At 59.0% G+C, this 24,760-nt stretch carries 24 protein-coding genes; 17 read left to right on the top strand and 7 right to left on the bottom strand.

Annotated features, from left to right (window positions below; all coding sequences use genetic code 11):
- Positions 1-227: 227 nt before the first annotated feature.
- Positions 228-1,115, top strand: a complete 888-nt coding sequence (locus ACK59Z_RS01465) for a LysR family transcriptional regulator (protein WP_003253138.1) — start codon at positions 228-230, stop codon at positions 1,113-1,115.
- Here ACK59Z_RS01465 and ACK59Z_RS01460 read toward each other — a convergent pair.
- Genes ACK59Z_RS01460 through ACK59Z_RS01450 form a run of 3 tightly spaced genes read right to left on the bottom strand, consistent with a single transcriptional unit; the run spans position 1,104 to position 4,112 of the window.
- Positions 1,104-1,922, bottom strand: coding sequence for a sulfite exporter TauE/SafE family protein (locus tag ACK59Z_RS01460; protein WP_011953116.1), 819 nt, complete (start codon positions 1,920-1,922; stop codon positions 1,104-1,106). The genes ACK59Z_RS01465 and ACK59Z_RS01460 overlap by 12 nt on opposite strands.
- Complete coding sequence (locus ACK59Z_RS01455; protein WP_108192105.1) at positions 1,919-3,187, bottom strand: FAD/NAD(P)-binding oxidoreductase; 1,269 nt, start codon at positions 3,185-3,187, stop codon at positions 1,919-1,921. The genes ACK59Z_RS01460 and ACK59Z_RS01455 overlap by 4 nt, the downstream gene beginning before the upstream one ends.
- 40 nt (positions 3,188-3,227) lie before the next feature.
- Positions 3,228-4,112 (bottom strand): MBL fold metallo-hydrolase, encoded by an 885-nt coding sequence (locus ACK59Z_RS01450; protein ID WP_003253146.1) that lies wholly within the window; start codon positions 4,110-4,112, stop codon positions 3,228-3,230.
- Positions 4,113-4,334: 222 nt separating this feature from the next.
- On the opposite strand from ACK59Z_RS01450, the gene ACK59Z_RS01445 reads away from it, so the two are divergent.
- Together ACK59Z_RS01445 and ACK59Z_RS01440 are read left to right on the top strand one after the other, a co-directional pair.
- Entirely contained in the window at positions 4,335-5,627 is a 1,293-nt protein-coding gene (locus tag ACK59Z_RS01445; protein ID WP_108192104.1) for a sigma-54-dependent Fis family transcriptional regulator, read from the top strand.
- A gap of 131 nt (positions 5,628-5,758) precedes the next feature.
- Positions 5,759-6,166 (top strand): RcnB family protein, encoded by a 408-nt coding sequence (locus tag ACK59Z_RS01440; RefSeq protein ID WP_409292132.1) that lies wholly within the window; start codon positions 5,759-5,761, stop codon positions 6,164-6,166.
- A gap of 64 nt (positions 6,167-6,230) precedes the next feature.
- Here the strand turns inward: ACK59Z_RS01440 and gyrB are convergent, their stop codons facing one another.
- From gyrB to dnaA, 4 genes are read right to left on the bottom strand one after another with little or no spacing between them, the layout of a single operon-like run.
- The gene (gene gyrB / locus ACK59Z_RS01435; RefSeq protein WP_003253152.1) at positions 6,231-8,651 is read right to left on the bottom strand and encodes a DNA topoisomerase (ATP-hydrolyzing) subunit B; all 2,421 of its coding nucleotides are present in this window, start codon (positions 8,649-8,651) and stop codon (positions 6,231-6,233) included.
- 4 nt (positions 8,652-8,655) lie between these two features.
- Entirely contained in the window at positions 8,656-9,759 is a 1,104-nt protein-coding gene (gene recF / locus ACK59Z_RS01430) for a DNA replication/repair protein RecF (protein ID WP_003253154.1), read from the bottom strand.
- A 15-nt stretch (positions 9,760-9,774) separates the two neighbouring features.
- A complete protein-coding gene (gene dnaN / locus ACK59Z_RS01425) occupies positions 9,775-10,878 on the bottom strand; it encodes a DNA polymerase III subunit beta (RefSeq protein WP_003253156.1) in 1,104 nt (367 codons plus the stop codon).
- 40 nt (positions 10,879-10,918) lie between these two features.
- Entirely contained in the window at positions 10,919-12,436 is a 1,518-nt protein-coding gene (dnaA, locus tag ACK59Z_RS01420) for a chromosomal replication initiator protein DnaA (RefSeq protein WP_003253158.1), read from the bottom strand.
- Between the two features lie 595 nt (positions 12,437-13,031).
- Here dnaA and rpmH point away from each other — a divergent pair.
- The 14 genes from rpmH (at position 13,032) to ACK59Z_RS01350 (ending at position 24,752) form a co-directional block, all read left to right on the top strand.
- Positions 13,032-13,166 (top strand): 50S ribosomal protein L34, encoded by a 135-nt coding sequence (rpmH, locus tag ACK59Z_RS01415; RefSeq protein ID WP_003253163.1) that lies wholly within the window; start codon positions 13,032-13,034, stop codon positions 13,164-13,166.
- 13 nt (positions 13,167-13,179) lie between these two features.
- Positions 13,180-13,584: a ribonuclease P protein component gene (gene rnpA, locus ACK59Z_RS01410; RefSeq protein WP_003253166.1), complete on the top strand. Its 405-nt coding sequence runs from the start codon at positions 13,180-13,182 to the stop codon at positions 13,582-13,584.
- Positions 13,577-13,822, top strand: coding sequence for a membrane protein insertion efficiency factor YidD (yidD, locus tag ACK59Z_RS01405; RefSeq protein ID WP_003253169.1), 246 nt, complete (start codon positions 13,577-13,579; stop codon positions 13,820-13,822). The genes rnpA and yidD overlap by 8 nt, the downstream gene beginning before the upstream one ends.
- 2 nt (positions 13,823-13,824) lie before the next feature.
- Positions 13,825-15,507: a membrane protein insertase YidC gene (yidC, locus tag ACK59Z_RS01400; RefSeq protein WP_003253171.1), complete on the top strand. Its 1,683-nt coding sequence runs from the start codon at positions 13,825-13,827 to the stop codon at positions 15,505-15,507.
- An 88-nt stretch (positions 15,508-15,595) separates the two neighbouring features.
- Positions 15,596-16,966 (top strand): tRNA uridine-5-carboxymethylaminomethyl(34) synthesis GTPase MnmE, encoded by a 1,371-nt coding sequence (gene mnmE, locus ACK59Z_RS01395; protein ID WP_003253174.1) that lies wholly within the window; start codon positions 15,596-15,598, stop codon positions 16,964-16,966.
- A 633-nt stretch (positions 16,967-17,599) separates the two neighbouring features.
- Positions 17,600-19,492, top strand: a complete 1,893-nt coding sequence (gene mnmG, locus ACK59Z_RS01390) for a tRNA uridine-5-carboxymethylaminomethyl(34) synthesis enzyme MnmG (RefSeq protein WP_003253177.1) — start codon at positions 17,600-17,602, stop codon at positions 19,490-19,492.
- Positions 19,489-20,139 carry a 16S rRNA (guanine(527)-N(7))-methyltransferase RsmG gene (gene rsmG, locus ACK59Z_RS01385; protein WP_003253179.1) on the top strand — a complete coding sequence of 217 codons (651 nt, stop codon included), beginning with the start codon at positions 19,489-19,491 and terminating at the stop codon, positions 20,137-20,139. The genes mnmG and rsmG overlap by 4 nt, the downstream gene beginning before the upstream one ends.
- An 18-nt stretch (positions 20,140-20,157) precedes the next feature.
- On the top strand, positions 20,158-20,949 hold the full coding sequence (locus ACK59Z_RS01380; protein WP_003253182.1) for a ParA family protein: 792 nt from the start codon (positions 20,158-20,160) through the stop codon (positions 20,947-20,949).
- A 9-nt stretch (positions 20,950-20,958) separates the two neighbouring features.
- Entirely contained in the window at positions 20,959-21,831 is an 873-nt protein-coding gene (locus ACK59Z_RS01375; RefSeq protein ID WP_003253185.1) for a ParB/RepB/Spo0J family partition protein, read from the top strand.
- A 149-nt stretch (positions 21,832-21,980) separates the two neighbouring features.
- Positions 21,981-22,388, top strand: coding sequence for a F0F1 ATP synthase subunit I (locus ACK59Z_RS01370; protein ID WP_003253187.1), 408 nt, complete (start codon positions 21,981-21,983; stop codon positions 22,386-22,388).
- A gap of 16 nt (positions 22,389-22,404) precedes the next feature.
- A complete protein-coding gene (gene atpB / locus ACK59Z_RS01365) occupies positions 22,405-23,274 on the top strand; it encodes a F0F1 ATP synthase subunit A (RefSeq protein WP_003253188.1) in 870 nt (289 codons plus the stop codon).
- 144 nt (positions 23,275-23,418) lie between these two features.
- Positions 23,419-23,676 (top strand): F0F1 ATP synthase subunit C, encoded by a 258-nt coding sequence (atpE, locus tag ACK59Z_RS01360; protein WP_003097235.1) that lies wholly within the window; start codon positions 23,419-23,421, stop codon positions 23,674-23,676.
- 56 nt (positions 23,677-23,732) lie between these two features.
- Complete coding sequence (locus tag ACK59Z_RS01355; protein WP_003253189.1) at positions 23,733-24,203, top strand: F0F1 ATP synthase subunit B; 471 nt, start codon at positions 23,733-23,735, stop codon at positions 24,201-24,203.
- 12 nt (positions 24,204-24,215) lie between these two features.
- Positions 24,216-24,752 carry a F0F1 ATP synthase subunit delta gene (locus tag ACK59Z_RS01350; RefSeq protein ID WP_003253191.1) on the top strand — a complete coding sequence of 179 codons (537 nt, stop codon included), beginning with the start codon at positions 24,216-24,218 and terminating at the stop codon, positions 24,750-24,752.
- Positions 24,753-24,760 lie beyond the last annotated feature (8 nt).

Below are 24,760 nucleotides of genomic sequence, written 5' to 3'. Positions count from 1 at the left end.
CTCGCGCCTGTTTTTTATTCTTGTCCCGATCCATCTTAGTGAGTAATTTCGTGGATGAAACACGAGATTTCGCGCAGCCGCTGTGCGTTTTAGCACAGTGGCAAGCCTGTACCGACCTTTTCGCGGGCTCGCCCGCACCTCAGGGATCACGTTACCTTCAGGGTGTTCACCGCACCTGTGGAGCATGCCCGTGAAGAGGCCGGAACGAACTGCCATAAAGGACAAGCATGTTCGACTGGAATGATCTGCGGTTTTTCCTCGAGTTGCAGCGCAGCGGCCGCCTGCTGACCGCCGCCAAGCGCCTGAACACTACCCACAGCACCGTGGCCCGGCATATCGAGAGCATCGAGCAGAGCCTGGGGACCGCGCTGTTCGTGCAGCATGCCCAGGGCTACGAGCTGACCCCCTCGGGCCAAGCCCTGCTCAAGCATGCCGAAGCCATGGAGAACGTCGCCTTGCTGGCACAGGAGGAAATCACCCAGGCCATCACCCCGCTGGGCAAGATTCGCCTGGGGGTAACCGAAGGCATCGGCATCATGTTCTTCACCCCACGCATGAACGCGTTGTTCGAGCGCTACCCCGGCCTGGAGGTGGAACTGGTAGCGGTGCCGCGTTTCGTCAGCATCCTCAACCGCGAGGCAGAAATCAGCATCCATCTGGAGCGACCCAACGCCGATCTGCTGATCACCCGCAAACTCACCGACTACCGCTTGGCACTGTACGCCAGCCAGGACTACCTGGACCGCGCACCGCCACTGCGTAACCGCGAAGACTTGGCCCGGCACAGCTGGATCGGCTACGTCGACGATTTGCTGTTCAGCCAGGAACTGCTGTTTCTCAACAGTTTCTGCCGAGCACCCAACGTGGTGTTTCGCAGTACGAGCGTGATCGCCCAGCAAGCTGCCGCCCGCGCCGGGCTCGGCATCGCCGTGCTGCCCAACTACATGGCCCGCCACGACCCGACACTGGTGCGCGTGCTGCCGGGAGAAACCATCCAGCGCAGCTACTGGATCTGCACCCGCCGTGAGCTGCACAAGTCTGTGCGCCTGCGGGTGGTGTGGGACTACCTGCTGGCGTTGTGCGCGGCCGAACAAAGCGAGTTGCTAGCCGAGTAGTGCCTTGCCGGCCAACAACAGGGCAGCGGCCCAACCTGCCACGGCAAACATCTGCTGCAGACGCGGCCCGGCCAACCTGGCTGCCAAGGGTCGCGACAGCAGCAGGCCAAGCACCGCGCCGACGGCAAACGGGGCGCCAACCTGCCAGTGCATGACGCCCGCAAGGCTGGCGCTGACCACACTGCCGGTAGAGACCAAGGCAATCACCGCCAGCGAAGTGGAAACGATGCTGGCCATGCGCAGGTTGGTGTAGCGGTTCAGGGCAGGGATGATGACGAACCCCCCACCCACGCCCAGCAAGCCGGACAACAACCCGGACAAGGCACCCGTGAATGCCAGTGCGCGCGCGCAGGGCAGGGTCCAGCGCAAACGACCCTGCAGCGGGTTCAGCACACACGGCTCGATAAAGCGATGAGCGTCATTGGCTTCGCCACGCAGCTCTTTGGCCGCCTTGCGCCATATGCGCAGGCAGGCATAAACCAGCACGCCGGCGAATACCACCTGCAACGGTGCATTCGGCAGGCGGTGCGCCAGCATCAGCCCGAACGGCGCTGCTGCCACACCAACCAACGCAATGAACAGCGCAGCCCGATAACGCACCAGCCCTTGGCGCAAGCCCAGCACGGCACCAACCGCTGCCGCCAAACCTACAGCCAACAGGCCCACCGGTGCCGCTTCAACCATCGATAACCCCAGGCCGAACACCAGTAAGGGTACAGCGAGAATGCCACCGCCTGCGCCGGTCAGCGCCAGCACAGCGCCGATGATTGCGCCAAGGCCCGCCCCTAACAGTTGATGCTCGATCACTGCCCACCCTCGGCTACCAGCTGCGGGCGTGCCAACCACTCGCGCCCCTTGAGCATGCCTTGCCAGTACAACGGTGGCAGCGCCTGTGCCTTGAGCAGCCAGGCCAGGCGTGTCGGCTTGCGACCATCGAGTAACCAGTTGGGGAAGCTCGGTGCCAGCTTGCCGCCATAGGTGAATTCGGCCAGGACGATCTTGCCGCGCTCGACGGTAAGCGGGCACGAGCCATAGCCGTCGTACTGAGCCAGGGTCGCCAGCCTGCCCAGCGCCACCAGCACATTGTTGGCGACCACCGGTGCCTGCTTGCGCGCCGCAGCGGCGGTCTTGGCATTGCTGGTGTTAGCCACGTCACCCAAGGCATGAACGTTGGTGTATTTGCGATGGCGCAGGGTATGCGGATCGACGTCAACCCAGCCGGAGCTATCAGCCAAGGGGCTTTCGCGAATGAAGTCTGGCGCCACCTGTGGCGGTACCACGTGCAGCATGTCGAAGGCCTCGATGCGCGTTTCGCTGCTGCCATCGGGCAGGGTACGCAAGAATGTAGCGCGCTTTCCCGGGCCGTCTACGGCAACCAACCTGTGGGAGAAGTTGAGGTCGACGGCGTATTTTTCGATGTACTTCATCAGCGCGGGCACGTAATCCGCGACACCGAACAGTACGGCACCCGCATTGTAGAAGCTGGCTTTCACCGCCCCCAAATGGCCATGGCGCAGCCAGTGGTCGCAAGACAGATACAGCGCCTTCTGTGGTGCACCGGCGCACTTGATCGGCATGGGCGGCTGGCTGAACAACGCGCGTCCTTGCTTGAGCTTTTGCACCAGTTCCCAGGTATAGGGTGCCAGGTCGTAGCGGTAGTTGGAGGTGACACCGTTGCGGCCCAGGGTCTCGCTGAGCCCATCGATGGCCGCCCAGTCTAGCTTGAGGCCGGGGCAGACGATCAGCTGTTCATAGCTGATGGCGCGACCATCATCGAGGATGACCAACTGGGCCAATGGGTCGAATCCCTTTACCCGCGCCTTGACCCAGCGCACACCGCGAGGAATGGTCGACGCCATGGTGCGGGCAGTGCTGGGTGCCTTGAACACACCGGCACCGACCATGGTCCAGCCGGGTTGGTAGTAGTGCACTTCGGCAGGGTCGATCAAGACCACGTCCAACGATGGGTCGCGGCTGATCAGGCTGGAAGCAGTGGCGATACCGGCGGCACCGGCACCGACGATGACCACCTTGTGGTGGTCGGTATTGGCAGGGGACAACAAGGCAGGCATGGCGGCAAATCCTGGAAATCTGATTATGGGGGCAGGGCGGTTACAGCTTGTTCAGCGGGATCTTCAGATAGCTCACTCCGTTCGCCTCCGGAGGGGGTAGCTGGCCGCTACGCATGTTCACCTGCACCGAAGGCAGGATCAGTACGGGCATTTCGAGCGTCTTGTCACGGGCTTCGCGCATGGCAACGAAGCTGTCCTCATCGATACCCTGATGGATGTGAATGTTGCTGGCGCGCTGCTCGGCGACAGTTGTGACGTACTGCATGTCGCGGCCACCCGGCAGGTAGTCGTGGCACATGAACAACCGAGTCTGGTCGGGGAAAGCCAGCAGGCGACGGATTGAGCGGTACAAGGTGCGGGCATCGGCCCCGGGGAAGTCGCAGCGGGCGGTGCCGTAATCGGGCATGAACAAGGTGTCTCCAACGAACACCGCGATCTCGCCGGCATCTTCGATCATGAAACTCATGCACGCGGGAGTGTGCCCAGGCGTGTGCAACGCACGGGCCTGCAGGTTGCCAATACGGAAACCCTCCTCATCTTCCAGCAGCACATCGAACTGGCTGCCATCACGGGCGAAGCCGGGCTCTGCGTTGAACAAGGCGCCAAACACTTTCTGCACCTGGGTAATGTGCGCGCCAATTGCGGTATGGCCGCCCAGCTTTTCTTTCAGGTAGGCAGCCGCTGAAAGGTGGTCAGCGTGCACATGGGTTTCCAACACCCACCGCACGCTGGCATTCAGTTCATTCACACGCTCAACCAAGCGATCAGCCGAAGCGCTACAGGTGCGCCCGGACTTGGGGTCGTAATCCAGCACGCTGTCGATCAATGCGCATTGTCGGGTTTCACGGTCCATGACCAGATAGCTGATGGTCGAGGTCGCCTCGTCGTAGAAGGCGTCCACGTGAAGGTTGTTGCCGATGATCATCACGTTCTCCAATTTATCCGCCCCGCCTTGTACAGGCGTAGGCAGTGACAGGAGCTTTATCAAGATGCATGCCAGGCTTTTTGCCACTCACTGGCCAGTAAAACCGGCCAGTTGCAGACCGCTGCGGGCAAAACTGGCAGCCCAGGTGGCAGTCGACTGACAGCCAATGGCAGTGTTTGGCAGTCCTTGTTACCCTGCGTCGGTCATCCATACGGTGCCGTCATGCCTGAAGCCCATCCTCTCATCCTAGCTCTGGTTTCCTACCTCGAGCACGATGCCCTTCCGACCATCGTGTTGGACACCAACTACAACATCCTCGCCGCCAATGCGGCCTATCGCCGTCAGTTTGGCCGGCATGATCAGGCCCCACTGGGCGAGAAGTGCCACAGGGTTTCGCATCACTACGCTGTGCCGTGCGACCAGGCTGGCGAACATTGCCCGATGCGCAAGGCGTGGGACAGCAAGGTACCGGAGCGGGTATTGCACATTCATCACACACCACGCGGCCCGGAGCATGTGGATGTGGAGTTGCGGCCGATCCTGGATGAGCGGGGCAAGGTAGTTGCCTTTGTCGAACGCCTCACCACCATCACCCTCGCTTCGGCGCAGCCACAGGAGCAAGGGTTGGTCGGCCGCGCGCCAACCTTCAAGGCCGCGCTGGCCAGCCTGCAGCGTGCGGCACCGGCGCAGATCCCGGTGTTGCTGCAGGGGGAGTCGGGGACCGGCAAGGAGCTGTTCGCCCGTGCAGTGCACATGGGCAGCCCCAGGGCCAACGGCCCACTGGTGGTGGTGGACTGCACCGGTCTGACCGAGTCGTTGTTCGAGAGTGAACTGTTCGGCTATGAGAAGGGTGCGTTCACCGGGGCGAATCAGCGCAAGATCGGCTTGGCCGAGGCGGCGCATGGCGGCACCCTGTTCCTCGATGAAATTGGTGAAGTGCCGCTGGCGATGCAGGTGAAGTTGCTGCGCCTGATAGAGTCCGGGAGTTTCCGTCCCGTGGGCAGCCTGCGTACTGTGCATTCGGATTTCCGCCTGATATCGGCCACCCATAAACCACTTAAACAAATGGTCGCGGATGGCTCCTTCCGTGAAGACCTGTATTACCGCATCAGCGGCTTCCCGATTCGTCTGCCTGCATTGCGCGAACGGGTGGAAGATCTGCCACTGCTCGCACAGAGCCTGCTGCAGCGCATGGCCGGCCAGCCGACGCCCAGGCTGAGTGAAGACGCCTTGCAGCAACTTGCGTTGCATCCGTTTCCGGGCAATATCCGCGAACTGCGCAACATTCTGGAACGCGCGCGTTTGTTTGCCGATGACGGTGTGATCAGGCCAGAGCATTTACCGGAAGACACTGGACTGACTGGCGCGGCTAAAGGAAGCGGCCGTCGCAATGACCTGGGTGAGCTGGCGCAGGCGCTGGAGCAGTTCAAAGGCTCGCGCAGTGAACTGGCCAGTCATCTTGGCCTGAGTGAACGCACACTGTATCGCCGCTTGAAAGCGCTCGGACTGAACTGAAAGAACGCCAGACTTTACCGGACCTTTACCTGCGCCCTGACATTGAAAGGGAAAAATCGTGGTCTGATCAGTTAACCGAACCTGGCAATCAATACTTGCCAGGCGATTAACAGGCAGAGGACCGCATCAAAATGAAGAAAACCCTAACCGTGATCTGCGCCGCGCTCATGCTCAGCACACCGCTGGCAAGCTTCGCGCAACCGGGCCCGCCTGATCGGCACGATGGCGACCCATCGCACCAAGGCAACCCGCCACAGGGTCAACCACAGCACCAGGGCCGACATGACAATGGCCGCGGTCCTGCTTACCGTGATCCAAACTTCCGCCCACAACAAGGCATGCCGATACCTCATAAGCAGTGGCAGCGTGGTCATGCCGTTGATCCACCTTACCGTGGTGACCGTTACTGGGTAACTGACTGGAAAGCGCGCCACCTGTATGCGCCACCTCGTGATCATCGTTGGCTGTATGTGAATGGCGACTATGTGCTGGTGGCCATTGCCAGCGGTGTGATCGTGAACATTCTCACCGGCTACTGATTTTTTGCAGGCACTAAAAAGCCCGCATCAGCGGGCTTCTTAGTGTCTGGCGAATTACACCTGATCAGAAGTCCAGGTTCGACACCGACAGCGCGTTACTTTCGATGAAGTCACGACGCGGCTCGACCGCATCACCCATCAGGGTGTTGAAGATCTGGTCAGCGGCGATGGCATCTTCGATAGTGACCTTGAGCATACGGCGAACGGTCGGGTCCATGGTGGTTTCCCACAGCTGGTCCGGGTTCATCTCACCCAGCCCTTTGTATCGCTGAATCGTATGGCGCTTGGTGGTCTCGTTCATCAGCCAATCCAGGCCCTCTTTGAACTCGACGATTGCCTTGCGGCGTTCACCGCGCTGCACGTACGCACCTTCACCCAACAGGCTCGAAAGCTTGGCACCAATGTTGACTACGGTACGGTAGTCATTGCTGCCGAAGAAATCGCGGTTGAAGGTGATGTAGCTGGCCAGACCGTGAGAGGTAATTTCCACTTCAGGCAGCCACACGTTGCGCTCTTTGTCTTCACGCAGGCTGGCGTTGTAAGCCAGGCCAGACTTCTGGCTGGAGTTCAGACGCGCCTGGAACTGGGCCAGCCAGGCCTGCATCACTGCGTGGTCACCCAACTGCTCCAGGGTCACCTCAGGCAGGTAGACGAAGTGCTCAGTCAGCTCTTCAGGGTACAAGCGCGACAGGCGCTTGAGAGTCTTCATGACACTACGGAACTCATTCACCAGCGCTTCCAGCTGCACACCGGAAACTGCTGGCGCCGATTCGTCCAGGTGCAGACTGGCATCTTCCAGAGCCGACTGGGTCATGTACTCTTCCATGGCCTCATCGTCCTTGATGTACTGCTCCTGCTTGCCTCGTTTCACCTTGTACAGCGGCGGCTGGGCAATATAGATGTAGCCACGCTCGACCAGCTCCGGCAGCTGACGGAAGAAGAAGGTCAGCAGCAGCGTACGGATGTGCGAACCGTCAACGTCAGCATCGGTCATGATGATGATGTTGTGATAACGCAGTTTGTCGATGTTGTACTCTTCGCGGCCGATGCCACAGCCCAGCGCAGTGATCAGCGTGCCCACTTCCTGGGACGAAATCATCTTGTCGAAGCGCGCTTTCTCGACGTTGAGGATTTTACCCTTCAGCGGCAAGATCGCCTGGGTACGACGGTTGCGGCCTTGCTTGGCCGAGCCACCCGCAGAGTCACCCTCCACCAGGTACAGTTCGGAGAGAGCAGGATCCTTCTCTTGGCAGTCGGCCAGTTTGCCCGGCAGACCCGCGATATCCAGCGCACCTTTACGGCGGGTCATTTCACGGGCTTTACGGGCGGCTTCACGGGCGCGAGCCGCGTCGATCATCTTGCCAACGACGGCCTTCGCCTCGTTCGGGTTTTCCAAGAGGAAATCGGCGAAGTACTTGTTCATCTCCTGTTCCACGGCGGTTTTCACCTCCGAGGAGACCAGCTTGTCCTTGGTCTGCGAGCTGAACTTCGGGTCCGGTACCTTCACCGAGATGATTGCGGTCAGGCCTTCACGGGCGTCGTCGCCAGTGGTTGCCACCTTGTTCTTCTTGGCCAGGCCTTCCTGCTCGATGTAGCTGTTAAGGCTACGGGTCAGCGAGGAACGGAAGCCCACCAGGTGGGTACCGCCATCACGCTGCGGAATATTGTTGGTAAAGCACAGCAGGTTTTCGTTGAAGCTGTCGTTCCATTGCAGGGCGACTTCAACACCCACGCCATCGTCACGCTGAACGTTGAAGTGGAACACCTGGGAGTTGACCGGCGTCTTGTTGGTGTTCAAGTACTCGACGAACGCACGCAGACCGCCTTCGTACTTGAAGAACTCTTCCTTACCGCTGCGCTCGTCCTTCAGCAGAATGCCAACGCCCGAGTTGAGGAACGACAGCTCGCGGATGCGCTTGGCCAGGATGTCCCAGCTGAAGTGAATGTTCTTGAAGGTTTCAGCCGATGGCTTGAAGTGGATGTGGGTACCCGTGGTTTCACTGTCACCGACAACCGCCATAGGCGCTTGTGGAACACCGTGAACGTAAGTCTGTTCCCAGATCTTGCCGCTACGGCGAACGGTCAGAACCAGCTTCTCGGACAGGGCGTTCACAACCGACACACCTACACCGTGCAGACCGCCGGATACTTTGTAGGAGTTGTCGTCGAACTTACCGCCGGCGTGCAGCACAGTCATGATGACCTCGGCTGCGGAAACGCCTTCTTCCTTATGCACATCGACCGGAATGCCGCGACCGTTGTCGCGCACACTGATAGATTCGTCCGGGTGGATGATGACAGTGATGTCATCGCAGTGACCGGCGAGGGCTTCGTCGATCGAGTTGTCGACCACCTCGAAGACCATGTGGTGCAGGCCACTACCATCATCGGTGTCGCCAATGTACATGCCGGGACGCTTGCGTACGGCATCCAAACCTTTCAGCACCTTGATGCTGGAGGAGTCGTACGTTTGATTTTCGCTCATGCCTTCACTCCCGATGGTCGTGGGTCTGGGTGATACGGCCTTGTTCCACGTGGAACAAAGCAACTGGCGTTTCCGTCTGCCAGCCTTCCCTCAGTAATTCGTGATCTACACAGGTGATGAACACCTGGCAGCGTAATTCTTCAAGCAAGCGGCACAGTGCGCGGCGATGCTGGTCATCCAGTTCGGACGGCAAGTCATCCACGAGATAAATACAGTGACCGCGGCGAGCCTGACTAACGAGGTGGCCTTGGGCAATGCGCAATGCGCATACCACCAACTTTTGCTGACCACGCGACAGGATGTCGGCTGCGTTGTTGCCAGCCAACCGCAAACGCAGATCAGCACGCTGCGGACCGGCTTGGGTATGGCCCATCTGCTGATCGCGAAGGAGAGAGGAGGCGAGCACTTCTTGCAGTTCCCGGTCCTTGTCCCAGCCTCGGTAGTAGCTTAGGGTCAACCCGTCCAGCTCGACCAGTTCGCTCAGGGTTCGCTCGAAGACGGGCTTCAAGGCCTTGATGTAGTTGCGACGGTATTCATCTATTTCCGCGCTGGCCAGGCACAATTCCCGGTCCCAGGCGGCTTGCGAAGCTGGGTCAAGTGTACCATGACGCAACCATGAGTTCCGCTGCCGCAGCGCCTTCTGAAGGCGTTGCCAGGCTGGCAGAAAACGAGGTTCCACGTGGAACACCCCCCAGTCCAGAAACTGGCGGCGTATTTTGGGGGCGCCTTCAAGCAGCCGGAAACTGTCTGGGTTGATGAGCTGAAGCGGCAGTAACTCAGCCAATTGCGCGGCGCTGCGCGCATTTTGCCCATCGATGCGGATAGTAAACTCCCCTTGTCGCTCACGGGACACACCCAGGTTACTCGTACCACCCTCCGTCAGCTGAACCTCGCCGAACACAGTACAGGCAGCCTGTTCGTACTGAATAACCGGATTCAGGCGGGTGCTGCGAAATGAACGGGCCAGCCCGAGCAAATGCACGGCTTCTAGCACGCTGGTCTTGCCGCTGCCGTTGGCGCCGTAAAGGATATTGATGCGGGGGGAGGGTAAGAGTGTCACCGGGTGCAAGTTGCGCACCGCGGTGACCATGATACGTCGAAGGGACATTTCGCCTGCTACAGGTTACAGGCGCATCGGCATGACAACGTAGGAAGAATCGTCATTGCCAGCTTCCTGCAGCAGCGCACTGCTGTTTGAATCGGACAAGATCAGACGAACTTGCTCAGTAGTCATCACGCCCAGCACGTCCAGCAAGTAGCTGACGTTGAAACCAATCTCCAGCGAGCTACCTTCGTAGTCCACGCTGATTTCTTCTTCAGCTTCTTCCTGCTCAGGGTTGTTAGCCTGGATCTTCAGTTGACCGGCAGCCAGTTGCAGGCGAATTCCGCGGTACTTTTCGTTGGAAAGAATCGCAGTACGGCTGAAAGCTTCACGCAGCGCCTGGCGGTCTCCGACAACCAGCTTGTCACCGCCTTTGGGCAGTACGCGCTCGTAGTCCGGGAACTTGCCGTCCACCAGCTTGGAGGTAAAGGTGAACTCGCCAGTAGTGGCGCGGATGTGATGCTGGCCCAGCACGATGCTGACCATACCTTCAGGATCGGTCAGCAGGCGCGCCAACTCCAGGATACCTTTACGCGGCACGATGACCTGGTGTCGATCCTCCTGCTCGATCGGCGCGCTCATCGAGCAAAGCGCCAGGCGGTGACCGTCGGTGGATACGGCGCGCAACGTGTTGCGGGAAACCTCAAGCAGCATGCCGTTGAGGTAATAGCGCACATCCTGCTGGGCCATGGCGAAGCTGGTACGCTCGATCAGGCGGCGCAGCTTGCTCTGCTCCAGGTTGCAGGTCAGCGAACCCGGGCCTTCTTCCACAGTCGGGAAGTCGTTGGCAGGCAGGGTCGACAGGGTGAAGCGGCTGCGGCCGGCCTTTACCAACAATTTCTGCTCATCGACCTTGATATCGATCAGGGCGTCGTTAGGCAGGCTTTTGCAGATGTCCATCAGCTTGCGCGCCGGAACAGTGATCTCGCCAGGCTCGGCCGGCTCTTCCAGTTGCACGCGGCCTACCAGCTCGACTTCCAGGTCGGTACCGGTCAACGACAGTTGCTGGCCTTGTACGACCAGCAAGACGTTGGACAGGACCGGCAAGGTCTGACGGCGCTCGACGACACCGGCGACCAGTTGCAGGGGTTTCAACAGGGCTTCGCGTTGAATGGTGAAATGCATGGTCTAGTCCCTTGCCTTCAATTAGCTGCGCAGACGGCCATCAGGTCGTCAGCGTCCGCAGCAGGTTCTTGTAGTCCTCGCGGATGTCCGCGTCGGATTCCTTCAGTTCATTGATTTTGCGGCAGGCGTGCAGCACGGTCGTATGGTCGCGACCACCGAACATGTCGCCGATTTCCGGCAGACTGTGGTTGGTCAACTCCTTGGACAGGGCCATGGCTACCTGACGCGGGCGCGCGACAGAACGCGAACGACGCTTGGACAACAGATCGGAGATCTTGATCTTGTAGTACTCAGCGACAGTACGCTGAATGTTATCCACACTGACCAGTTTGTCTTGCAGCGCCAACAGATCCTTGAGCGATTCACGAATCAGCTCGATGGTGATGTCACGCCCCATGAAATGCGAGTGAGCGATAACCCGCTTCAGTGCACCTTCCAGCTCACGGACGTTGGATCGAATGCGCTGAGCGATGAAAAAGGCTGCGTCATGCGGGAGCTCGACTTTGGCCTGGTCGGCCTTCTTCATCAGGATCGCTACGCGGGTCTCCAGCTCTGGCGGCTCGACAGCCACCGTCAGGCCCCAACCAAAGCGCGACTTCAGACGCTCTTCCAGGCCTTCGATTTCCTTGGGATAGCGGTCAGAGGTAAGGATTACCTGCTGGCCGCCCTCAAGCAAGGCGTTGAAGGTGTGGAAAAACTCTTCTTGCGAGCGCTCTTTGCGAGCGAAGAACTGGATATCGTCGATCAGCAACGCGTCCACCGAGCGGTAGAAGCGCTTGAATTCGTTGATGGCGTTGAGTTGCAACGCTTTGACCATGTCCGCGACGAAGCGCTCCGAATGCAGGTACACCACCTTGGCGTTCGGATTCTTCTTCAGCAGATGGTTACCCACAGCATGCATAAGGTGGGTTTTACCCAAACCCACACCGCCATAAAGGAACAGTGGGTTGTAGCCATGCTTAGGGTTGTCCGCAACCTGCCAGGCAGCCGCGCGGGCGAGCTGGTTCGACTTACCTTCGACGAAGGTGTCAAAGGTAAAGGTCCGGTTCAGGTAACTGGTGTGCTTGAGCGCACCTTCAACCTGCACGGTGCGCTGTTCAGCCCGGCCACCACTGGGCGGCGCAGCAGCAGGCTCGGCCATGGCATCAAAGCTGTCACGCGAAGACGTCTCGACCAATACAGGCTCGGCCGCGGCCACGGCAACGGGCTCAACCGCAGCTGCCGGGGCCGTCTTGTGTGCCTGAGTCTGCGCCAGCGAAGCCGCAACGGCAGCGCTGACCGGCGCGTTGGGCGCAGCCCTTGGGGCCGAGCTGCGGCGGCTACCTATTAATAAGGAAAGGGCTGGTGCAATGCCGCTACCGTTCTCACCCAACAGCTCGAGCAAGCGACCCAGGTACTTTTCATTGACCCAATCGAGAACGAAACGGTTAGGCGCATAGACGCGCAACTCGTCGCCTTCGGCTTCGACCTGTAGCGGACGGATCCAGGTGTTGAATTGCTGGGCAGGCAGTTCATCGCGCAGAAGCTCCACGCACTGCTGCCAAAGTTCCACTGACACGGATATCCCCTGAGTTTGAAAGCCGGATGAGGCAAAAACAAACCGCCATTGTACCGGTCGAGCGTTCAGTTATCCACATGTGGACACGTTAGGAACCACGACAAAACAGCCATTTATCGACCAAAACGGCTTTTCGCCTCTGTGAATAAGCCCTGTGGATAAACGCCCATGAGGGCTATGCACAACCCCACCTCTTAGCCTGTTGATAACTCTGCTGTGGATAACGGGTGTTTTCATCCACAGCTTTCGCTCACGATGGGAACAAGCGCAGCACGGGTTCAGAACAAAGTTGTAAAACTCTGTACACCCCGTAATTCATGGGCTAGCGCAGGTTATCCACAGAAGGTTATCCACTTAAGAGTTATAAGTTCTTCAAAAAAGCTTTTTATATGTCTCTTCTTTTTTTTCATGTTGTCCCCGATCCGTGTGTCCGATCAAGCACCCCTTGGGCACTGATCAACAGGCACCGTCCATCACATGCTCTATATGGAAAGACTGGTTGGAAATTGACCTATGGGCTTGCTTTCTCTAGAATCGCCGGTCTCTTAAAAAGGGGGCCATCCCGGCCCGTCGTCGACAAACCAGGTAACACGCCATGAAACGTACTTTCCAACCAAGCACCATCAAGCGCGCCCGCACCCACGGTTTCCGTGCCCGTATGGCTACCAAGAACGGCCGTGCTGTTCTGTCGCGTCGTCGTGCCAAAGGCCGTAAGCGTCTGGCCATTTGATTTTTCGGCACAGGTGGTGAGTCAGGACTTCAGTCGGGAAAAGCGACTGCTTACACCCCGGCATTTCAAAGCGGTCTTCGACTCCCCAACCGGCAAGGTTCCAGGGAAAAACCTGCTGATCCTTGCTCGCGAGAACGGCCTCGATCACCCACGCCTTGGCTTGGTAATCGGCAAGAAGAGTGTCAAGCTCGCCGTTCAACGCAACCGCCTCAAGCGCTTGATGCGCGATTCCTTTCGTCTGAACCAGCAATTGCTTGCCGGCCTGGACATCGTGATCGTCGCGCGCAAGGGATTGGGTGAGATAGAAAACCCGGAATTGCACCAACACTTTGGCAAGCTCTGGAAACGCCTGGCGCGCAGCCGGCCGACACCAGCAGTCACCGCCAATTCCGCAGGGGTAGACAGCCAAGATGCGTAAACTGGCACTCGTTCCGATCCAGTTTTACCGTTACGCCATTAGTCCTCTGATGGCCAATCACTGTCGGTTTTTCCCCAGTTGCTCCTGTTACGCGTATGAAGCCATCGAAAACCATGGCATCTGGCGTGGTGGGTGGCTGGCCGTTCGTCGCCTGGGGCGTTGTCATCCGTGGAATGACGGCGGTTTCGACCCCGTTCCACCCGCTCCTTCCTCCCGAACTTCTTCGATAGCCGAGTAATCATGGATATTAAACGCACGATCCTGATCGCCGCGCTGGCAGTCGTGTCCTACGTCATGGTCCTGAAGTGGAACGATGACTACGGCCAGGCTGCCCTGCCGACTCAGAATACTGCTGCCAGCACTGTTGCTCCGGGCTTGCCCGATGGCGTGCCGGCCGGTAACAACGGTGCCAGCGCCGATGTACCGAGCGCCAACGCCGAATCGAGCCCTGCCGAACTGGCACCGGTCGCACTCAGCAAGGACCTGATCCGAGTCAAGACCGACGTTCTGGAACTGGCTATCGATCCGGTCGGTGGTGACATCGTCCAGCTGAACCTGCCGAAGTACCCACGCCGTCAAGACCACCCGAACATTCCATTCCAGTTGTTCGACAACGGTGGTGAGCGTGTTTACCTGGCACAAAGTGGTCTGACCGGCACCGATGGCCCGGATGCCCGCGCCAGCGGCCGTCCCCTGTATGCCGCCGAGCAGAAGAGCTACCAGCTGGCCGACGGCCAGGAACAACTGGTGGTAGACCTGAAGTTCAGTGACAACGGTGTCAACTACATCAAGCGTTTCAGCTTCAAGCGCGGTGAGTACGACCTGAATGTCAGCTACCTGATCGACAACCAGAGCGGCCAGGCCTGGAGCGGCAACATGTTTGCCCAGCTCAAGCGTGATGCCAGCGGCGATCCGTCCTCCAGTACTGCCACCGGCACCGCTACCTACCTGGGTGCGGCCCTGTGGACAGCTTCTGAGCCTTACAAAAAGGTCTCGATGAAGGACATCGACAAAGGTAGTTTGAAAGAAAATGTGTCCGGCGGTTGGGTTGCCTGGCTGCAGCACTACTTCGTGACCGCCTGGATTCCGGCCAAGTCGGACAACAACGTTGTCCAGACCCGCAAGGATAGCCAGGGCAACTACATCATCGGCTACACCGGCCCGGTTATCAGCGTACCGGCTGGCGGCAAGGTCGAAACCAGTGCCCTGCTGTACGCTGGTCCGAAGATCCAGTCCAAGCTGAAAGAGTTGTCCCCAGGCCTGGAATTGACCGTCGACTACGGCTTCCTGTGGTTCATCGCTCAGCCGATCTTCTGGCTGCTGCAACATATCCACAGCCTGCTGGGTAACTGGGGCTGGTCGATCATCGTGCTGACCATGTTGATCAAAGGCCTGTTCTTCCCACTGTCGGCTGCCAGCTACCGCTCCATGGCGCGTATGCGTGCCGTTGCACCTAAGCTCGCCGCACTCAAGGAACGCTTCGGTGACGATCGCCAGAAGATGTCCCAGGCGATGATGGAGCTTTACAAGAAAGAGAAGATCAACCCACTGGGCGGCTGCCTGCCGATTCTGGTGCAGATGCCGGTATTCCTGGCCCTGTACTGGGTATTGCTGGAAAGCGTGGAAATGCGCCAGGCCCCATGGATACTCTGGATTACCGACCTGTCGATCAAGGATCCGTTCTTCATCCTGCCGATCATCATGGGCGCCACCATGTTCATCCAGCAGCGCCTGAACCCGACACCGCCGGATCCGATGCAGGCCAAGGTGATGAAAATGATGCCAATCATCTTCACCTTCTTCTTCCTGTGGTTCCCTGCCGGTCTGGTGCTGTACTGGGTTGTGAACAACTGCCTGTCGATTTCGCAGCAGTGGTACATCACTCGCCGTATCGAAGCAGCTACCAAAAAAGCTGCTGCTTGACGGGCTAATACGCTAGCCTGTGAATAAAAAACGCCCCCTAGTGGGGCGTTTTTGCTATCTGTCGTTTTTGTCGTAGAGGCTTTCGAGCATGAACACTGTGCGTGAAACCATCGCCGCCATCGCCACGGCCCAGGGCCGGGGCGGTGTGGGAATTGTCAGGTTGTCCGGCCCTCTGGCTGCCAAGGCCGGCCTGTTGATCACTGGCCGCACCCTGACCCCGCGGCATGCCCATTACGGTCCGTTCCGCGACGATGAAGGGCTGGTGCTGGACGAAGGAATTGCTCTGTTCTTTCCAGGGCCTAATTCGTTCACTGGTGAGGACGTGCTTGAACTGCAGGGACACGGCGGCCCGGTGGTTTTGGACATGCTGCTGCAGCGCTGTGTACAAGTCGGCTGTCGTCTGGCTCGCCCGGGCGAGTTCAGCGAGCGCGCCTTCCTCAACGACAAGCTCGACCTGGCGCAGGCCGAAGCCATCGCGGACCTGATCGAGGCCAGTTCCAGCCAGGCAGCGCGCAACGCCCTGCGCTCGCTGCAAGGGGAATTCTCCAAGCGTGTGCACAGCCTCACCGAGGCGTTGATTGCCTTGCGTATTTACGTCGAGGCGGCGATCGACTTTCCTGAGGAAGAGATCGACTTCCTCGCCGATGGCCATGTGCTGTCGATGCTTGATGCCGTGCGCAGCGAGTTATCCACTGTGCAGCGCGAGGCCGGGCAGGGCGCCTTGCTGCGTGACGGCATGACGGTAGTCATTGCTGGCCGACCGAATGCCGGTAAATCGAGCTTGCTGAACCAGCTGGCCGGGCGGGAAGCAGCCATCGTCACTGACATCGCCGGCACCACGCGGGATATCCTGCGCGAACATATCCACATCGACGGCATGCCGCTGCACGTTGTCGATACTGCCGGCTTGCGCGATACCGATGACCATGTGGAAAAGATCGGTGTGGAACGCGCCCTGAAGGCCATTGGCGAGGCAGACCGTGTGCTGCTGGTGGTCGACTCCACTGCGCCCGAGGCCAGCGATCCGTTCGCTTTGTGGCCGGAGTTTCTCGCTCAGCGGCCGGACCCGGCCAAGGTCACGTTGATTCGCAACAAGGCCGACCTGAGTGGTGAGCGGGTAGCGCTGGAACAGTGCGATGACGGCCATGTGACCATTACCCTGAGCGCCAAGGGCGACGACACAGGGCTGCAACTGCTCCGCGACCATCTGAAGGGCTGTATGGGTTACGAGCAGACTGCAGAGAGTGGCTTCAGCGCCCGCCGGCGCCATCTGGATGCCTTGCGCCAGGCCAGCGAGCACCTCGAGCACGGCCGTGCCCAATTGACCTTGGCGGGCGCGGGAGAGCTTCTGGCTGAGGACTTACGCCAGGCACAGCATGCGCTGGGGGAGATCACAGGAGCATTCAGCTCGGATGACCTGCTTGGACGGATTTTCTCCAGCTTCTGCATCGGCAAGTAATCCACAGCCAGGCAAGGCCAAGCGCCGCTCCTTAGGGAGCGGCTTTTTTTTGCCTGAAATTCGTTGCAGAAGATGAATGCAGGCCGATGACCCAAACACCTGTGTGGGCGGGCGGGGCCGCGAAGAAGCCCTTACAAGCTCCAGATCCCTGTGGATGTACCGACCCTTTCGCGGGCTCGACCGCTCCAACCTGACCATGTCTGGCCACCAGCGCGATGAATTTTCCATGCTCGGCTTGAAAACTGTGCTCAGGAGCCCTGTGGAAAAGTCGCCTTCAGCTCAGTTGATAAGCGGGCTTTTTTTCTGAGGAAAAACCCGCCTGTGGGTAAACAGCCATTTAATCCACAGGCTAAAAGACGTTATCCATAGGCCTCATGGCACTCCAGACACAGGGTTTAATTTCTCTCTACATAGCGCCATTATTGGGATACAGGACTTTATCCACAGATATCGCTGTGCATAAGAATAAACATAAAAACAAAGCTTTTTAAATTTCTTCTCTTTGATTTCTGTTGTTTGCCACTCATCCACAGACTGGTCAAAATTTGCTCAGACGGTTTCTTTAGTGGGGGTGAAGTCCCTATACTTGTCCGCTTACCTTCTCTATTCGCAAAAACAGGCACGAGGTGCGTGGTGGATTTCCCTTCCCGTTTTGACGTGATCGTCATCGGCGGCGGCCATGCCGGTACCGAGGCTGCGCTTGCGTCTGCACGCATGGGTGTGAAAACCCTGCTGCTGACCCATAACGTGGAAACCCTCGGTCACATGAGCTGCAACCCCGCCATCGGCGGTATTGGCAAAAGCCATCTGGTCAAAGAGATCGATGCGCTCGGCGGCGCCATGGCGCTGGCCACCGACAAGAGCGGCATCCAGTTCCGCGTTCTGAACAACCGCAAGGGCCCGGCCGTACGTGCCACCCGTGCGCAAGCCGACCGCGCCATCTACAAGGCAGTGGTACGTGAAATCCTGGAAAACCAGCCAAACCTGTGGATATTCCAGCAGTCCTGCGACGACCTGATCGTCGAGCAGGACCAGGTCAAAGGCGTGGTGACCCAGATGGGCCTGCGTTTCTTTGCCGAATCGGTGGTGCTGACTACCGGTACCTTCCTCGGCGGCCTTATCCACATTGGTCTGCAAAACCATTCCGGTGGTCGCGCCGGTGATCCACCTTCGATTGCCCTGGCCCACCGCATGCGTGAACTGCCGCTGCGCGTCGGCCGCCTGAAAACCGGTACCCCGCCACGCATTGACGGCCGCTCGGTGGACTTCTCGGTAATGACCGAACAGCCAGGCGATACGCCGATCCCGGTGATGTCGTTCATGGGCAATGCCGAAATGCACCCGCGTCAGGTGAGTTGCTGGATTACCCACACCAACGCGCGCACCCACGAGATCATTGCGTCGAACCTGGACCGTTCACCGATGTACTCGGGTGTGATCGAAGGTGTCGGTCCGCGCTACTGTCCGTCGATCGAAGACAAGATCCACCGCTTCGCCGACAAGGAAAGCCACCAGGTGTTCATTGAGCCGGAAGGCTTGAACACCCATGAGTTGTATCCCAACGGTATTTCCACTTCGCTGCCGTTCGACGTGCAGCTGGAGCTGGTCCGTTCGATCCGCGGCATGGAAAACGCCCACATCGTGCGCCCGGGCTATGCCATCGAGTACGACTACTTCGATCCCCGTGACCTCAAGTACAGCCTCGAGACCAAAGTCATCGGCGGCCTGTTCTTCGCCGGGCAGATCAACGGCACCACCGGGTACGAAGAAGCCGGCGCCCAGGGCCTGCTGGCCGGGACTAACGCCGCACTGCGGGCGCAGGGCCGTGACAGCTGGTGCCCGCGCCGCGACGAGGCATACATCGGCGTACTGGTGGACGACCTGATTACCTTGGGTACTCAGGAGCCGTACCGCATGTTTACCTCGCGTGCCGAGTACCGGCTGATACTGCGCGAAGACAACGCCGACCTGCGCCTGACCGAAAAGGGCCGTGAACTGGGCCTGATCGATGACCAGCGCTGGGCCGCGTTCTGCGCCAAGCGCGACGGTATCGAGCGTGAGGAACAGCGCCTGAAATCGACATGGGTTCGGCCGAATACCGAGCAAGGCCAGGCCGTTGTGGATAAATTCGGCACTCCGCTGAGCCACGAGTACAGCTTGCTCAACCTGCTGGCGCGTCCCGAAATCGACTACGCCGGCCTGATCGAAGCGACTGGCGGTGAAGCAATCGATCCACAGGTTGCCGAGCAGGTCGAGATCCGCACCAAGTACGCCGGCTACATCGACCGTCAGCAGGATGAAATTGCCCGACTGCGCGCCAGCGAAGACACACGCCTGCCTGTGGATATCGACTACACGACGATTTCCGGCCTGTCCAAGGAGATACAGGGCAAGCTGAGCCAGACCCGTCCGGAGACGCTGGGCCAGGCTTCGCGTATCCCGGGTGTGACCCCGGCGGCGATTTCCCTGTTGCTGATTCACTTGAAAAAACGCGGCGCTGGCCGCGAATTGGAGCAAAGCGCTTGAGTTCCCTGGTCACCCCTCAACACGCTGAAGAGTTATCCACAGGTGCGCGCCAGCTTGGCGTCGAGCTGACTGCCGAGCAGCACGAGAAGCTGCTTGGCTACCTGGCTCTGTTGATCAAATGGAACAAAGCCTACAACCTGACTGCTGTGCGCGATCCGGACGAGATGGTTTCGCGTCACCTGCTCGACAGCCTTAGCGTCATGTCTTTTATCCACAACGATCGTGATAACTGGCTGGATGTTGGCAGCGGCGGTGGCATGCCCGGCATCCCGCTGGCTATCCTGCATCCACACAAGCGCGTCACCGTGCTGGACGCCAATGGCAAGAAAACCCGTTTCCTGACTCAGGTGAAAATGGAACTCAAGCTGGACAACCTCACGGTTATCCACAGCCGGGTCGAGGCCTTCCAGCCGGCACAACCGTTCGACGGAATCATCTCCCGCGCCTTCAGCAGCATGGAGAACTTCACCAACTGGACCCGCCACTTGGGCGACACCGGGACGCAATGGCTTGCAATGAAGGGGCTGCATCCTGCCGATGAACTGGTAGCATTGCCCGCAGACTTCACAGTGGAAAGCGAACAGGCCCTGACCGTTCCGGGTTGCCAGGGCCAGCGCCATCTGCTGATACTGCGCCGCAAGGCATGACTGGGAACACTCGCAACAATGGCTAAGGTATTCGCAATCGCGAACCAGAAAGGTGGTGTGGGCAAGACAACCACCTGTATCAATCTCGCCGCCTCGCTGGCTGCGACCAAGCGTCGTGTCCTGCTGATCGACCTCGATCCGCAGGGCAACGCCACCATGGGCAGCGGTGTGGACAAGCACGAGCTCGAGCATTCGGTCTACGACCTGCTGATCGGGGAGTGCGACTTGGCCCAGGCTATGCACTACTCCGAGCACGGAGGCTTCCAGTTGCTGCCGGCCAACCGTGACCTGACCGCCGCTGAGGTGGTGCTGCTGGAAATGCAGGTCAAGGAAAGCCGTCTGCGCAACGCCCTGGCGCCTATTCGCGATAACTACGACTACATCCTCATCGACTGCCCGCCGTCGCTGTCGATGCTCACGCTGAATGCTCTGGTCGCTTCCGATGGCGTGATTATCCCCATGCAGTGTGAGTACTACGCACTGGAAGGTCTCAGCGACCTTGTGGATAACATCAAGCGTATTGCCGCCCGGTTGAACCCGGAGTTGAAGATCGAGGGCCTGCTGCGGACCATGTACGATCCGCGTCTGAGCCTGAACAACGATGTTTCGGCACAGTTGAAGGAGCACTTTGGCCCTCAGCTGTACGACACGGTCATTCCGCGCAACATTCGCTTGGCCGAGGCCCCCAGCTTCGGCATGCCAGCCCTTGCTTACGACAAGCAATCGCGGGGCGCGCTGGCGTACCTGGCCCTGGCTGGGGAACTGGTACGCCGTCAACGCCGTCCATCACGCACTGCACAAACAACTTAAGGAATCCGTATGGCCGTCAAGAAACGGGGTCTCGGACGTGGGTTGGATGCACTGCTCAGTGGTCCTTCCGTCAGCGCGCTCGAAGAGCAGGCTGTGAAGATCGACCAGAAAGAACTGCAACACCTGCCGGTCGAGCTGGTCCAGCGCGGCAAGTATCAGCCTCGCCGGGACATGGACCCGGAGGCGCTGGAAGAGCTTGCGCACTCGATTCGCAACCATGGTGTGATGCAACCGATCGTGGTACGCCCGATTGGCGACAACCGATACGAGATCATCGCCGGTGAGCGCCGTTGGCGCGCTACCCAGCAGGCCGGCCTGGACACGATCCCGGCCATGGTCCGCGAAGTGCCCGACGAAGCCGCCATCGCCATGGCATTGATCGAGAACATCCAGCGCGAAGACCTCAACCCACTGGAAGAGGCCATGGCCCTGCAGCGCCTGCAACAGGAATTCGAGCTCACCCAGCAGCAGGTGGCTGACGCTGTGGGCAAGTCGCGGGTGACTGTGGCCAACCTGCTGCGCCTCATTACCTTGCCTGATGCGATCAAGACCATGCTCGCCCACGGTGATCTGGAGATGGGGCACGCCCGTGCATTGCTCGGCCTGGATGAAAATCGTCAGGAGGAGGGGGCGCGTCATGTTGTCGCACGTGGCCTCACCGTGCGCCAAACCGAGGCACTGGTCCGTCAGTGGCTCAGCGACAAGCCTGATCCGGTCGAACCGAGCAAACCTGATCCGGATATCGCACGCCTTGAACAGCGGCTCGCAGAGCGCCTGGGCTCGGCCGTGCAGATCCGTCATGGCAACAAGGGCAAAGGCCAGTTGGTTATTCGCTACAACTCGCTTGATGAGTTGCAAGGCGTGCTCGCTCACATCCGCTGAAACAATTCCTGTTGTAGCGCGAAGTCGGAAATCACTACCGAAGAGTTGAATAGGGGTTAATCCACCCCTATACTCTGCGCGCATTTTGTCGGCACAAATTATGCCAAGTCATAGCTGACTTGTTGGTCGACTTCCGAGGAGCAGTTGTGATGGAAATACGCACGCCAAACCGCCTGCCTTTCCATCGCTGGGCGGTTTTTCCGGTACTGCTGGCTCAATTTGTCGTACTGCTGCTGGCAACCTTGGTGGTGTGGCAGTGGAAAGGGTCGGTCAGTGGATATTCAGGCCTTTGCGGAGGTTTGATTGCCTGGCTGCCCAATGTGTATTTCGCCTGGAAGGCTTTTCGCTTCAGCGGGGCTCGGGCGGCACAAGCTATCGTCAAGTCGTTTTACGCTGGCGAGGCAGGCAAGATGATTTTGACGGCAGTGCTTTTTGCACTGACCTTTGCAGGAGTGAAGCCACTGGCGCCGCTAGCAGTATTCGGCGTCTTCGTGTTGACCCTTTTGGTCAGCTGGTTCGCGCCCCTGCTGATGAATAAAAGACTTTCGAGACCTTAGGGCGTTTGAGGCAACCATGGCAGCAGAAACCGCTTCGGGCTATATCCAGCACCACTTGCAGAACCTGACCTACGGTCAACTACCAGACGGCAGCTGGGGCTTCGCCCATTCGGCTGCAGAAGCCAAGGCAATGGGCTTCTGGGCGTTCCACCTGGACACCCTGGGTTGGTCCGTCGCGCTGGGTCTGATCTTCCTGTTGATCTTCCGCATGGCGGCCAAGAAGGCGACTTCCGGCCAACCTGGCGGTCTGCAGAACTTCGTTGAGGTGATGGTCGACTTCGTCAACGGCAGCGTGAAGGACTCCTTCCACGGCCGTAGCCCGGTAATCGCACCACTGGCGCTGACCATTTTCGTCTGGGTATTCCTGATGAACGCCGTCGACCTGGTACCGGTCGACTGGATTCCTCAGCTGGCCATCCTGATTTCCGGTGACCCGCACATTCCGTTCCGCGCCGTGTCGACCACCGACCCGAACGCGACCCTGGCCATGGCCTTCTGCGTCTTCGCCCTGATCATCTTCTACAGCATCAAGGTCAAGGGACTGGGCGGCTTCATCGGTGAGCTGACCCTGCACCCGTTTGGCAGCAAGAATATCTTCGTGCAGATCCTGCTGATTCCGGTCAACTTCCTGCTGGAATTCGTCACCCTGATCGCCAAACCGATCTCGCTGGCACTGCGTCTGTTCGGCAACATGTATGCTGGCGAGCTGGTGTTCATCCTGATCGCTGTAATGTTCGGCTCCGGCCTGCTGTGGCTCAGCGGCCTGGGTGTGGTGCTGCAATGGGCGTGGGCTGTGTTCCACATCCTGATCATCACCCTGCAAGCTTTCATCTTCATGATGCTGACCATCGTCTACCTGTCGATGGCTCACGAAGATAACCATTAAGACCGCCTGGCGTGTCTGATAGCCTTCCCTGCCTGTACGGGGGGAGGGCTTAAAAAGTCCGCAAGGGCATGCTGTACCAAACGATTTGTTTTACCGCTTCAAACTAAAAACCTAACCAATACGACGTAAAAGTCGGGAGGAAAGATGGAAACTGTAGTTGGTCTGACCGCTATCGCTGTTGCTCTGCTGATCGGCCTGGGTGCTCTGGGTACCGCCATTGGTTTCGGCCTGCTGGGTGGCAAATTCCTGGAAGGCGCTGCTCGTCAGCCAGAAATGGTTCCGATGCTGCAGGTCAAAATGTTCATCGTTGCCGGTCTGCTCGACGCCGTAACCATGATCGGTGTTGGTATCGCTCTGTTCTTCACCTTCGCGAATCCGTTCGTTGGTCAGATCGCCGGCTAATCACTCGTCACCACGAGTTGATGGCTGTATGAATTAAGACCGAGCGAGGTGTTGGCGTGAACATTAATGCAACCCTGATTGGCCAATCCGTTGCTTTCCTGATTTTTGTACTCTTCTGCATGAAGTATGTATGGCCTCCGGTCATCACTGCTCTGCAAGAGCGCCAAAAGAAGATTGCCGACGGCTTGGACGCTGCCAACCGCGCAGCTCGCGACCTGGAGCTGGCCCAAGAGAAAGCGGGTCAGCAACTGCGTGAAGCTAAAGCACAAGCAGCCGAAATCATCGAGCAAAGCAAGAAACGCGCTGCTCAGCTTGTCGAGGAAGCCCGTGAACAGGCCCGCGTCGAAGCTGACCGTGTGAAGGCTCAGGCTCTGGCCGAGATCGAACAGGAACTGAACAGCGCTAAAGACGCCCTGCGTGCCCAAGTGGGTGCTCTGGCCGTTGGTGGTGCTGAAAAGATCCTTGGCGCCACAATCGATCAAAACGCGCATGCGGAGCTGGTTAACAAACTGGCCGCTGAAATTTAAGCGAGGGCGATCATGGCAGAACTGACCACGTTGGCCCGACCTTACGCTAAGGCTGCCTTTGAGCATGCCCAGGCCCATCAGCAACTGGCCAATTGGTCAGCCATGCTCGGCCTGGCTGCTGCGGTGTCGCAAGACGACACCATGCAGCGCCTGCTCAAGGCCCCGCGACTGACGAGCGCAGAAAAGGCCGCCACGTTCATTGACGTGTGCGGTGACAAGTTCAATGCACAGGCACAGAATTTCATTCATGTTGCCGCGGAAAACGACCGTCTCCTGCTTCTGCCGGAGATTGCCGCCCTGTTCGACCTGTACAAGGCCGAGCAAGAGAAATCCGTGGACGTGGAAGTCACCAGTGCCTTCGCGTTGAACCAAGAACAGCAAGACAAACTCGCCAAGGTTCTCAGTGCACGGTTAGGCCAGGAAGTGCGCCTGCACGCGTCGGAGGATGCCAGCCTGATTGGCGGCGTCGTCATCCGCGCCGGTGACCTGGTAATCGATGGCTCTGTTCGCGGCAAAATCGCGAAACTGGCCGAAGCATTGAAATCTTGAGTTTGAAG

It is taken from the genome of Pseudomonas sp. KCJK9058 (assembly GCF_046230975.1).
Classification (GTDB): Bacteria; Pseudomonadota; Gammaproteobacteria; order Pseudomonadales; family Pseudomonadaceae; genus Aquipseudomonas; species Aquipseudomonas alloputida.
Note: the sequence above shows the minus strand (reverse complement) of the source record. Positions and strands in the feature narration are given on the sequence as shown.

Excerpts from the sequence above, each read along its gene's own strand:
- ACK59Z_RS01465 (WP_003253138.1), top strand. The coding sequence starts at position 228 with ATGTTCGACTGGAATGATCTGCGGTTTTTCCTCGAGTTGCAGCGCAGC.
- ACK59Z_RS01455 (WP_108192105.1), bottom strand. The coding sequence starts at position 3,187 with ATGCCTGCCTTGTTGTCCCCTGCCAATACCGACCACCACAAGGTGGTC.
- ACK59Z_RS01450 (WP_003253146.1), bottom strand. The coding sequence starts at position 4,112 with ATGATCATCGGCAACAACCTTCACGTGGACGCCTTCTACGACGAGGCG.
- ACK59Z_RS01445 (WP_108192104.1), top strand. The coding sequence starts at position 4,335 with ATGCCTGAAGCCCATCCTCTCATCCTAGCTCTGGTTTCCTACCTCGAG.
- ACK59Z_RS01440 (WP_409292132.1), top strand. The coding sequence starts at position 5,759 with ATGAAGAAAACCCTAACCGTGATCTGCGCCGCGCTCATGCTCAGCACA.
- gyrB (WP_003253152.1), bottom strand. The coding sequence starts at position 8,651 with ATGAGCGAAAATCAAACGTACGACTCCTCCAGCATCAAGGTGCTGAAA.
- recF (WP_003253154.1), bottom strand. The coding sequence starts at position 9,759 with ATGTCCCTTCGACGTATCATGGTCACCGCGGTGCGCAACTTGCACCCG.
- dnaN (WP_003253156.1), bottom strand. The coding sequence starts at position 10,878 with ATGCATTTCACCATTCAACGCGAAGCCCTGTTGAAACCCCTGCAACTG.
- rpmH (WP_003253163.1), top strand. The coding sequence starts at position 13,032 with ATGAAACGTACTTTCCAACCAAGCACCATCAAGCGCGCCCGCACCCAC.
- yidD (WP_003253169.1), top strand. The coding sequence starts at position 13,577 with ATGCGTAAACTGGCACTCGTTCCGATCCAGTTTTACCGTTACGCCATT.
- yidC (WP_003253171.1), top strand. The coding sequence starts at position 13,825 with ATGGATATTAAACGCACGATCCTGATCGCCGCGCTGGCAGTCGTGTCC.
- mnmE (WP_003253174.1), top strand. The coding sequence starts at position 15,596 with ATGAACACTGTGCGTGAAACCATCGCCGCCATCGCCACGGCCCAGGGC.
- ACK59Z_RS01380 (WP_003253182.1), top strand. The coding sequence starts at position 20,158 with ATGGCTAAGGTATTCGCAATCGCGAACCAGAAAGGTGGTGTGGGCAAG.
- ACK59Z_RS01375 (WP_003253185.1), top strand. The coding sequence starts at position 20,959 with ATGGCCGTCAAGAAACGGGGTCTCGGACGTGGGTTGGATGCACTGCTC.
- ACK59Z_RS01370 (WP_003253187.1), top strand. The coding sequence starts at position 21,981 with ATGGAAATACGCACGCCAAACCGCCTGCCTTTCCATCGCTGGGCGGTT.
- atpB (WP_003253188.1), top strand. The coding sequence starts at position 22,405 with ATGGCAGCAGAAACCGCTTCGGGCTATATCCAGCACCACTTGCAGAAC.
- atpE (WP_003097235.1), top strand. The coding sequence starts at position 23,419 with ATGGAAACTGTAGTTGGTCTGACCGCTATCGCTGTTGCTCTGCTGATC.
- ACK59Z_RS01350 (WP_003253191.1), top strand. The coding sequence starts at position 24,216 with ATGGCAGAACTGACCACGTTGGCCCGACCTTACGCTAAGGCTGCCTTT.